The organism is Curtobacterium flaccumfaciens, from assembly GCF_051548005.1.
Classification (GTDB): domain Bacteria; phylum Actinomycetota; class Actinomycetes; order Actinomycetales; family Microbacteriaceae; genus Curtobacterium.
In genome coordinates this window covers 1-9614 of record NZ_JBPUGH010000131.1, presented here as the reverse complement: position 1 = coordinate 9614, position 9614 = coordinate 1, and the positions used below count along the sequence as shown (strand labels likewise).

At 69.3% G+C, this 9614-nt stretch carries 6 protein-coding genes; 2 read left to right on the top strand and 4 right to left on the bottom strand.

Annotation, left to right across the window (positions count from 1 at the left end):
- Entirely contained in the window at window positions 1-1779 is a 1779-nt protein-coding gene (locus tag ACSW7Y_RS13715) for an ABC transporter ATP-binding protein (RefSeq protein ID WP_438126811.1), read from the bottom strand.
- Window positions 1780-1895: 116 nt separating this feature from the next.
- Here ACSW7Y_RS13715 and ACSW7Y_RS13710 point away from each other — a divergent pair, with 116 nt between their 5' ends.
- Window positions 1896-2525, top strand: a complete 630-nt coding sequence (locus ACSW7Y_RS13710; RefSeq protein ID WP_438126810.1) for a PH domain-containing protein — start codon at window positions 1896-1898, stop codon at window positions 2523-2525.
- Between the two features lie 14 nt (window positions 2526-2539).
- On the opposite strand, the gene ACSW7Y_RS13705 is transcribed toward ACSW7Y_RS13710, so the two are convergent.
- The 3 genes from ACSW7Y_RS13705 to ACSW7Y_RS13695 all read right to left on the bottom strand — a co-directional run bounded on the left by ACSW7Y_RS13705 (window position 2540) and on the right by ACSW7Y_RS13695 (window position 7151).
- Window positions 2540-3556: an ABC transporter permease gene (locus ACSW7Y_RS13705; RefSeq protein WP_438126809.1), complete on the bottom strand. Its 1017-nt coding sequence runs from the start codon at window positions 3554-3556 to the stop codon at window positions 2540-2542.
- Window positions 3557-3626: 70 nt separating this feature from the next.
- Entirely contained in the window at window positions 3627-5150 is a 1524-nt protein-coding gene (locus ACSW7Y_RS13700; protein ID WP_438126808.1) for an ABC transporter permease, read from the bottom strand.
- A 237-nt stretch (window positions 5151-5387) separates the two neighbouring features.
- Window positions 5388-7151: an ABC transporter family substrate-binding protein gene (locus ACSW7Y_RS13695; protein ID WP_438126807.1), complete on the bottom strand. Its 1764-nt coding sequence runs from the start codon at window positions 7149-7151 to the stop codon at window positions 5388-5390.
- A 317-nt stretch (window positions 7152-7468) separates the two neighbouring features.
- On the opposite strand from ACSW7Y_RS13695, the gene ACSW7Y_RS13690 reads away from it, so the two are divergent.
- Window positions 7469-9460 (top strand): prolyl oligopeptidase family serine peptidase, encoded by a 1992-nt coding sequence (locus tag ACSW7Y_RS13690; protein WP_438126806.1) that lies wholly within the window; start codon window positions 7469-7471, stop codon window positions 9458-9460.
- Window positions 9461-9614: the final 154 nt, after the last annotated feature.

The window sequence follows — 9614 nt, the reverse complement described above, 5'->3', positions numbered from 1 at the left end:
CTACTCGTCGGCGCCGGCCGCCAGGATCTGGCGGCGCAGCTCGCGACGCTCGCGCTGGACGTCGGGGTCCGGCAGGGGCACCGCGGCGATGAGCCGCTGCGTGTACGGGTCCTGCGGGTCGCGGAGGATCTGGTCGCGCGTGCCCACCTCGGCGAGGTGCCCGTGGTGCAGCACCGCGATGCGGTCGGCCAGCACGTCGATGACCGCGAGGTCGTGCGTGACGAACAGGCACGCGAAGCGGAACTCGCGCTGCAGGTCCTTGAGCAGCTCGAGCACCGTCGCCTGGACCGACACGTCGAGCGCCGAGGTCGGCTCGTCCGCGATGAGCAGCTTCGGACGCAGGGCGAGCGCGCGGGCGATGCCGATGCGCTGCTTCTGGCCGCCGGAGAGCTCGTGCGGGAAGCGCGTCGAGTACGACGTGGGCAGCCGCACCGCCTCGAGCAGGGACTCGACCTCGCGCTCGAGCTCGCGGCCCTTCATGCCCTTCGCGAGGAGCAGCGGCTCGCCGATGGACTGGCCGATCGTCATGCGCGGGTTGAGCGACGACGAGGGGTCCTGGAAGACGATGCCCGCGTTCTGGTGGACCTTGCGGACGAGCGAACGGGTCGGCTTCGACAGGTCGACGCCGGTCACCTCGAGGCCGCCCGAGGTGATCGGCAGGAGCCCGATCGCCGCGCGGCCGAGGGTCGACTTGCCCGAACCGGACTCGCCGACGAGACCGACGACCTCTCCCTCGTGGACGGACAGGTCGACGCCGTCGATGGCCCGGAACGCCTTGACGCGTCCGCGACCGGGGTACTCGATGACGACGTTCGAGAACTCGAGCACGGCCGGACCGAGGGTCTGCACGACGTCGGTGTGGAGCACCGGCTCCTCGCCCACGTGCACGGGGGCGTCGCTCTCGACGACGGACTCGAGGGTCTCGGTGAGGTCGATCACGGTGTCACCGGCCTGGCCGAGCCGCGGGACGGCGTCGAGCAGCGTGCGGGTGTACTCGTGCTTCGGCTCCGCGAAGACCTCCCGGACGGACCCGGTCTCGACCGCGATGCCCTGCTGCATGACGACGATGCGGTCGGCGAGGTCGGCGACGACGCCCATGTCGTGCGTGATGAGCAGGACCGCACTGCCGAGCTTGCCGGCGAGGTCGCGGATGAGGTCGAGGATCTCGGCCTGCACCGTCACGTCGAGGGCCGTGGTCGGCTCGTCGGCGATGAGCAGCTTCGGGTCGCAGGAGATCGACTGCGCGATCATGGCGCGCTGCCGCTGACCGCCCGAGAGCTGGTGCGGGTACGAGTTGAACGCCTTCTGCGGGTCGGGCATCTCCACGAGCGTCAGCAGCTCGATGGCGCGGTCCCGTGCCTCGCTCGGCGAGATGCCGTAGTGGATGCGGAGCGTCTCGACGATCTGCGAGCCGACGGTGAAGACCGGGTTCAGGGCCGTCATCGGCTCCTGGAAGATGACCGCGATCTCCTTGCCGCGGTACTCCCGGAGCTGCGCCGACCGCAGGCCGAGGAGCTCTTTGCCGTTGAACTCGATCGAGCCGTTCACGCGGGCGTTCCGGGGCAGGAGCCCGAGGATCGACATCGAGCTCACGGACTTCCCCGAGCCGGACTCGCCGACCAGGGCGAGGACCTCACCGGAGCGGATCTCGTACGAGAGCTTCTTGACCGCGGGGGTCCAGACGTCGTCGACCGCGAAGTCGACGTCGAGTCCGGAGACCTTGACGACGGGGGTGCTGGTGGCGGCCGGGGTGGTGGCCGCGGAAGCGGGCGTGCTCAACGACGTCCGGTCCTTTCCCGGCCGCTCGTGGCGGCCGCGTGGGTGGTGATGGTGGAGCGCTGACGACGGGGCGGCAGGCGTCGAGCCGACCGGCTCCGACCTGCGACGATGGAGGCATGCCTGCCTCCCCGACGACGCGCGACGTGTTCGTGTCCAGGTTCAACCGTGGTCTCGCGGTCGCGCTCTGGCTCATCGTGGCCCTGCTCTTCGCGACGACGACCGCGACGGACCCGACCTGGACGGACCGCGCGCTGGCGCTCGTGCCGACGCTCTTCGGTGTCGCGCTCGGCTGGATCGTGCTCTGGCGACCGCGGATGACCGTCGACGACGACGGCATCGAGGTGGTGAACGTCTTCCACACCGTGCGCGTGCCGTGGGCCGCCCTCGTGCACGTCGACACCCGGTTCGCGCTGACCCTGGTCACGCCGAACCGACGGGTCTCGGTGTGGGCCGCGCCGGCGCCCGGGCGCGCCGGCGTCGCCCTCGCCCGCCGGCAGGAGCAACGCCACGGCCGCACCGTCCCGGACCTCGGCGACGGTCAGCGTCGCGCCGGCGACCTGCTGTCCACGGCGTCCGGCGACGCCGCGTACCTCGTCCGCCACCGCTGGGAGGAACTGCGCGAACGCGGTGCCATCGAGCTCGGCACGGCCGACGCGGTACGCGTGCCGGTCACGCTGCACTGGGCGTCGATCGCGCTGCTCGCGGTGACGGCCGTCGGCGGCTGGTTCGCCGTCGCGGCGCGCTAGGAGGGCGGCGGACGTCACGCGCTGATCATCTCCGAGCCGGCGCTGTTCTGCGGCTCGCGCGTCTTGCGGAGGCTGAACCGCTTCGAGCGCGGGTCGAACGCGTCCCGCAGGCCGTCACCGATGAAGTTCACGCAGAGCGCGAGCAGCACGATGAACGTCGCCGGCCACCAGAACAGGTACGGACGGGTCTGGAACGCCGACTGGTTCTGGCTGATGAGCAGGCCGAGTGACGAGTCCGGCGCCTTGATGCCGTAGCCGAGGTAGCTCAGGGCCGTCTCGAGCAGGATCGCGGAGGCGATCAGCAGCGTCGCGGAGACGATGATGACGCCGATCGCGTTCGGCAGGATGTGCCGGAAGATGATCCGCGCGTCGGACGCACCGGCGACCCGGGCCGCCTCGACGAACTCGCGCTCGCGCAGCGACAGGAACTCGGCACGGACGAGTCGGGCGATGACCATCCACGACACCAGGCCGAGCAGGAGCGCGAGCCCCCAGGCGCCGAGACCGTTCGCCGTCTTGCCGACCACCGCACCGATGACGATCGCCGGGATGACGATGAAGATGTCGGTGATGCGCATGAGGACCGCGTCGACGGTGCCACGGAAGTAGCCGGCGATCGCGCCGATGACGACACCGATGAACGTGGCGAACAGGCCGATCACGATCATCACGAGCACCGAGTTCTGGATGCCGCGCATCGTCAGGGCGAAGTAGTCCTTGCCGATGCGGTCCTGCCCGAACGGGTGGTCCGCCGTCGGCGCCCCACCGTTCTGCAGGTCCTCGAGGGCCTTGTACGAGTAGTGCCACCAGCCCGGGATCGGGCCGAGGCCGACCGCGGACACGGCGAAGACCAGTACGAGGAGGTACACGATGAGCGCGATGACCGCGAGCTTGTTGGCGAGGAAGCGACGGAGGATGATCCGCCCCTGGCTCTCGCCGACACGCTTCTCGTGCGAGTCGGGGGTCAGGCCGACGTCGGTGCCGTCGCCGATGTTGGGCTCGAGCGGCGCGCCGCCCTGGATGGTGCTCATCGGTTGTCCTCCTGGTGCTGCAGGTGGTGCTGGTCGATCTGGCTCGTGACCGGAGTGGTCGTCGCGGCGGTCACCGGACACGCACCCGCGGGTCGAGCGCCGAGTAGGCGAGGTCGGCGAGGAAGTTGAACGCGATCGCCGTGATCGCGATGACGAGGAAGTACCCCATCACCGGGTTCACGTCCGTGATGGACAGACCGCTGTTGAAGAGGCTGCCCATGCCCGAGATGGCGAAGACGCGCTCGGTGATGATCGCACCACCCAGCAGCGCACCGATGTCCGTGGCGACGAGGGTCGCGATCGGGATGAGCATGTTGCGGAGGGCGTGGCGCACGATGACCGTGCGCTCCGGCAGACCCTTCGCCCGTGCCGTCCGCACGTAGTCCTGGTCGAGGACCTCGAGCATGCCCGAGCGGGAGTACCGCGTGTAGCTCGCGAAGCTGATGAGCAGGAGCGAGATCGTCGGCAGCAGCAGGTGCGTGTACGTGTCGATCCCGGTGATCCAGAAGTCGCCCGTGAGCCCGGGGGTCTGCGAGCCCACGGTCGCGATCGGGCGGGACACGTAGTTCTGCGTGTAGTCGATCCAGGACCGCATGAAGCGGTCGAGCAGGATGACGCCGGCGCTGAGGAACGCGGTGAGCGCACCGATGCGCATCATCAGGCCGCGGTCGTGCCCGCCGACGAGGAAGCCCGAGATGAGGCCGACCGCGATCGTGGCCACGGCGAGGATCCCGATGGTGCCGGCCGACGAGATGTTCAGCAGGCCCTGCAGCGCGAAGTAGCAGATGATCGCGACGAGCACGTTGATGCCGGCGACGAGCCACGCGCGGCGGTTCTTCGTGCCGGCGAGCAGCGTCACCATCGCCAGGCCGATGCCGGCACTGAAGAGGATCACGAAGACCGGACCCAGCGACGGGTCCGTGAACCAGCCGGTGGCCTGCATGAGCAGGAGCATGCCGGCGGTCACGACCGCGCTGATCGCGAAGACGATCAGGCGACGCTTCAGGATGCCGCCGACGATCAACTGGATCACGAGACCGACGACGACGGCGATCACGATGAGGTTGACGGGCGGGATCTTCGGGTCGACCAGGAAGTTGTTGTAGTCCAGCGCGATGAACGACTTCAGGAGCACGGCCATCAGGAACGACGGCAGCGAGTACAGGAAGAAGCTGACGAGGGTGATCGAGTAGTCGAAGCCCGAGTAGACGCGCAGCGCGGTCACGACACCGAGACCGATGCCGAAGATGATCGCGAGGATGAACGAGAACGTCACCAGCTGGATGGTCGAGCCGACGGCCTGCGGGAGCAGCTGGGCGACCGGCTGGTTCTGGAAGGTGACGCCGAGGTCGCACTGGCCGATCACGCACTTGCCGACGCCGCTGATCCACAGGCCCCAGCGGAGCGGCGGGACCAGGTCGAGGTGCTGCGCTGCGACTCGTGCCGCGATGAGCTGCTCACGGTTCGGCGAGTTGCTCTGTTGGAGGTCCTGCAGGGGGTTCCCCGCGATCGCCGCCAGGTTGTACATGATGAACGACGCGGCGATGAGGATGAGGACCGAGACGAGGATCCGTCTCGCGATGAAACTCACCATGGGCGATGGGTGCCTCTCCGGTGTGGTGGTTCGAGCTGCTGATCGTCCGATCGGGCGACCCGAGCAGCAAGGGTACTGGGTCCCGCGGCACCGTCGTCTTCGACGATGCTCAGCGGCGTGGGGCCGGGTCTCGGCCAGGGGGTCTTCGCCGGTCAGGGTCCCGGCTCACGGGAGGGCGCCGGACTCGTCGAGTCCGGCGCCCCCTCGTGCGTGGTGCTGATCAGCGACCGGTCAGGGTCACTTGGTCCAGTCCCAGACGTTCCAGAAGATGCCCGTCTGGCCACCGAAGTACTGGACGCCCTTGATGTTCGAGCCGGTGGCGAAGAGGCCGGGGCTCTGGAACAGGGGCAGGCCGTACGCCTTGTCGAAGGCGATCTTGTCGATCTCCATCTTCATGTCGTTCAGCTTGGACTCGTCCAGCGTGCTCTGGGTCTCGACAGCGAGCTTCGAGGCCGTGGCGTCGTTGAACTTGTTGTAGTTACCGGAGTTGTTCGTCTGGAACAGCTGCGGGATCGCGGCGTTGCCGGCACCCGGGTTGACCCAGCCGAAGATCGAGGCGTCGTAGTCGCCGCCCGCGAGGAGCGAGGACCAGTCGGGCGAGCCGCCGTCGACGACCTTGATGCCGGCCTTGGCAGCCGAGGCCTGGATCGCCTGGAACGTGTCCACGCGGTTCGGGTTCTCGGTGTTGTAGAGGATCTTGATCGACGGGGTGGCGCCGTTCAGGAGCTTCTTCGCCGCGTCGATGTCGACCTTGCTGTACTCGGACGAGTCGTTGTTCTTGACGGTGTCGTCGTAGCCGTCCTGGCCCGGCAGGTAGAGCTGCGAGTCGAGGACCTTGGCGTCCTTGTTGATCGGGGTGACGATCGACTTGAGGATCTGCTCACGCGGGATGGTGAGGAGGAAGGCCTTGCGGACGTTCTCGTCCTTGAACACGGACGAGCCGAAGTTCAGGTCGAGGTGATCGTAGGCGACCTGCGAGCCCTCGATGGTCTTCACACCGGAGGCCGCGTCGAGCGCCTTCACCGTGTCGGCCGAGGCCTGCGGCTGGATCGCGTCGACCTCGCCGTTCTGGAGAGCCGTCACCTGGGCGTTCGCGTCACCGATGAAGCGGACGACGAGCTTGCCGAACTTGACCTTGTGGTCGCCCGTGTACTCGGGGTTCGGCACGAGGGTCATCGACTGCTTCGGGGTCCACGCGGACACCATGAGCGGGCCGCCCGAGACGAGCAGCTTCTTGTCGCTCGGCAGGCTGGTCTTGTCGTAGCCGGTGTTGACGAAGTCGGCGACCTTCTTGAGGACCGAGTTCGCGGCGGCGGGCTTGGCGGGGTCACCGGCGGGGGTGTCCTTGAGCGCCTTGAGGAGGTCGTCGACCGTGGTGCCGGCCTCTTCCGTGACGACGTGCGCCGGGAACTGGATCGGGTTCACCAGCTGCCAGTCGACGTAGGGCTCCTTGTACTTGATGGTGATGGAGTCCTTGGTGATGTCCGTCGGGTAGTCCGTCTTGAACGGCGACGCCGAGGCGAGGGAGAAGTACTGTGTCCCGCTCGTGACCTTGCCGGTGTTCTCGTCCTGCGTCGCGGAGTCGTAGTAACCGGAGGCCTGCGCCCAACCCAGGAGGAGGTCGTCAGAGGTGATCTGCTTGCCGTCGGACCACTTCGCGTCCTTGTTCAGCGTGTACTTCACCGTCAGCGGGTCGTCACTGATCTTCTTGACGGTGCCGAGGTCGGTGTTCGGCGTGATCTTGTAGTCCGAACCCAGCGTCACGAACTGCGGCTGGGTCATGTAGTTGATCATGCCGTTCATGTCCAGGTTGCCCTGGGGGGTGTTGTAGTTGAACGACGTGACTTCGTTGACCTGCGCGACGGTGATGGTCTTGTTCGACGCCGAACCCGACTCGTTGGCGCTGGGAGAAGTGGTGCAACCGGCGAGGGCGATCGCGGCCGCCCCGGCCAGGGCGACGGCGCCGAGCAGCTGGCGCCCTCGCTTCTTGGTGATGTTCACTCTGTGATCCTCCTGATGGAATGTGACCGAACACGAGGGAGGCAGGCTCCACGCCGCGTTCGCAAGAACCCTAGGTGGCCGTCGGAGACCCCTCAAAATCCCGGGAGAAGTTGTTACACACCGGAAACGTGGCCGGCGGATCGTTGCGTGAGACTGTGGAAACTTGCGCTCGATGCCGCCGATGCGCAACGGGGAGGCTTGACTGCGCACCTCGCGGCGAACAGTCTTGCGAACTCGCCCCGAAGCGATGAACGCTCGGGGAACGCTCGACGGCCAGTTCCGGGTCCGCCGGAGCCCCCGGGTCGTAGCGTGGCAGCGTGCTCGCGAACGACATCCAACACCTCCACGTCCCCTCTTCCCCGACGACCAGCGGTGACCCGCGGAAGGGCGCCCCGACCTTCGTGTCGGTGTCCCGCCCGGACCTCGACGCCGATGCCTACCGCACGACCGTCGAGCGGGTGGACGCCTCCGGCCCGTCGCGCTGGACGTCCGGCGACCACGACTCGGCTCCCGTGCTCTCACCGGACGGCCGGTCGCTCGCGTTCCTGCGCGTCGTGGCCGACGAGCACGGCGCGGAGCGCGCTCAGCTCGCCGTCGCGCCGGTCGACGGCGGTGAGGCGCGCGTCGTCACCGCGCTGCCGCTCGGTGCCGGCACGCCTGTGTGGTCGCCGGACTCGACCCGCATCGCCGTCACGGCCCGCTTCCCCGAGCCAGGTCGCTACGGCTCCGCGGTGTCCGGCGACGAGGACCGACGTCCCGCCCCGGCCGCCGAGGCCCCGCGCCTGATCACGCGCCTCGACTTCCACGTCGACGGCGCGGGCTACCTGCTCGACAAGCCGCAGCAGGTCGTGGTCGTGGACGTCACCGACCGGGACGCGGAGCCGGTCCGGACCGCGCTGACGAGCAGCACCTGCTCGCTCGGCTCCCCTGTCTGGTACCCGGACGGCAGCGCCCTCCTCGTCGTCGCGCCCCGAGACCTCGGCGAGCGGGAGACGCACGACGACGACCTGTACCGCCTCGACGTGGCCGACGGGTCGCTGACGCTCGCGATCCGCTCCGAGGGGTCGGTCGGCTCGGTGGCGGTGGCGCCGAGCGGCTCCGTCTTCTACACCGGCGCGTCGCACGCGCACGGCCAGCTCGTCGCCGAGCCGCAGGGGCTCTGGCGCGCCGACCACGGTTCGGACCCGGTGCGGCTGACCGCCCGCGAGACCGTCGACGTGGCCGGGACCCCCGTGCCGCAGGGCGACGGCGTGCTCGTCATGGTGCTCGACCGCGGGACGGTCGGCGTCCGTCGCGTCCCCGCGTCCACGGACGCGCCGCTCGGGCTCGACGACCTCGAGGTCGTGCTCGGCGGACACGTCGTCGTGTCCGACTTCGACGTCGCCGACGACGTCCTCGTCGCCACCGCGGCGACGACCGACTCCCCCGGCGAGGTGCTCGTCGTCGACCTCGCGGACACGACCGGCTCCGAGCCGAGCGTCCTCACGGACCTCGCGGCACCCCTCCGCGACGCTGCGTCCGCTCCTGGCGTCCGACGCATCGAGGAGCTCACCGGAACGTCTGCCGACGGCACCCCGGTCCACGGGTGGGTCGTGCTGCCGGAGGGCGACGGCCCGCACCCCGTCCTCCGCGTCGTGCACGGCGGCCCCTTCGGACAGGACACCTGGGCGTTCTTCGACGAGGCGCAGGTCTACGCGAGCGCCGGCTACGCCGTCGTCATCGGGAACCCGCGTGGCTCGGGCGGCTACGGGCTCGAGCACGGCCGGGCGGTGATCGGCGCGATGGGGACGGTCGACGTGGACGACGTGCTCGCGCTGCTCGACGTCGCACTGGAGCGACCGGACCTCGACGCGAGCCGCGTCGGCATCATGGGCGGCTCGTACGGCGGCTTCATGACGAGCTGGGTCGCCGCCCACCACGGTGAGCGCTTCGTCGCGGCGTGGAGCGAGCGCGCGGTCAACGCCTGGGACTCGTTCGCGGGCAGCTCGGACATCGGTTGGTTCTTCGCGGACGCGTACGTCGGTGCCGATCCGGAGGAGCAGCGGCGCCGCAGCCCCCTGACGTACGCCGACCAGGTCTCGATCCCGTTCATGGTCGCCCACTCCGAGGAGGACTGGCGCTGCCCGATCGAGCAGGGGCACCGGCAGTTCGTCGCGCTCAAGCGGGCCGGGGTCGACGCATCGCTCCTCGTCTTCCCCGGTGAGGGCCACGAGCTCTCGCGCTCGGGCCGTCCGCGCCACCGTGTGCAGCGTTTCGAGCACGTGCTCGCCTGGTGGGCGCAGCACCTGACCGTCGCGAAGCACGCCTGACCGACCGCCGCGGACGCGGCCGACGAACACACGGGAGGCCCCTGGCGGACTCGCCCCGGGCCTCCCGTGGGTTCACTGGCCCACCGTCGCGGAACCACGGGCGCCCGGGCGGGGCGGGCCGCGGTTGTACTGCACGAAGACGGCCTGCGCACCC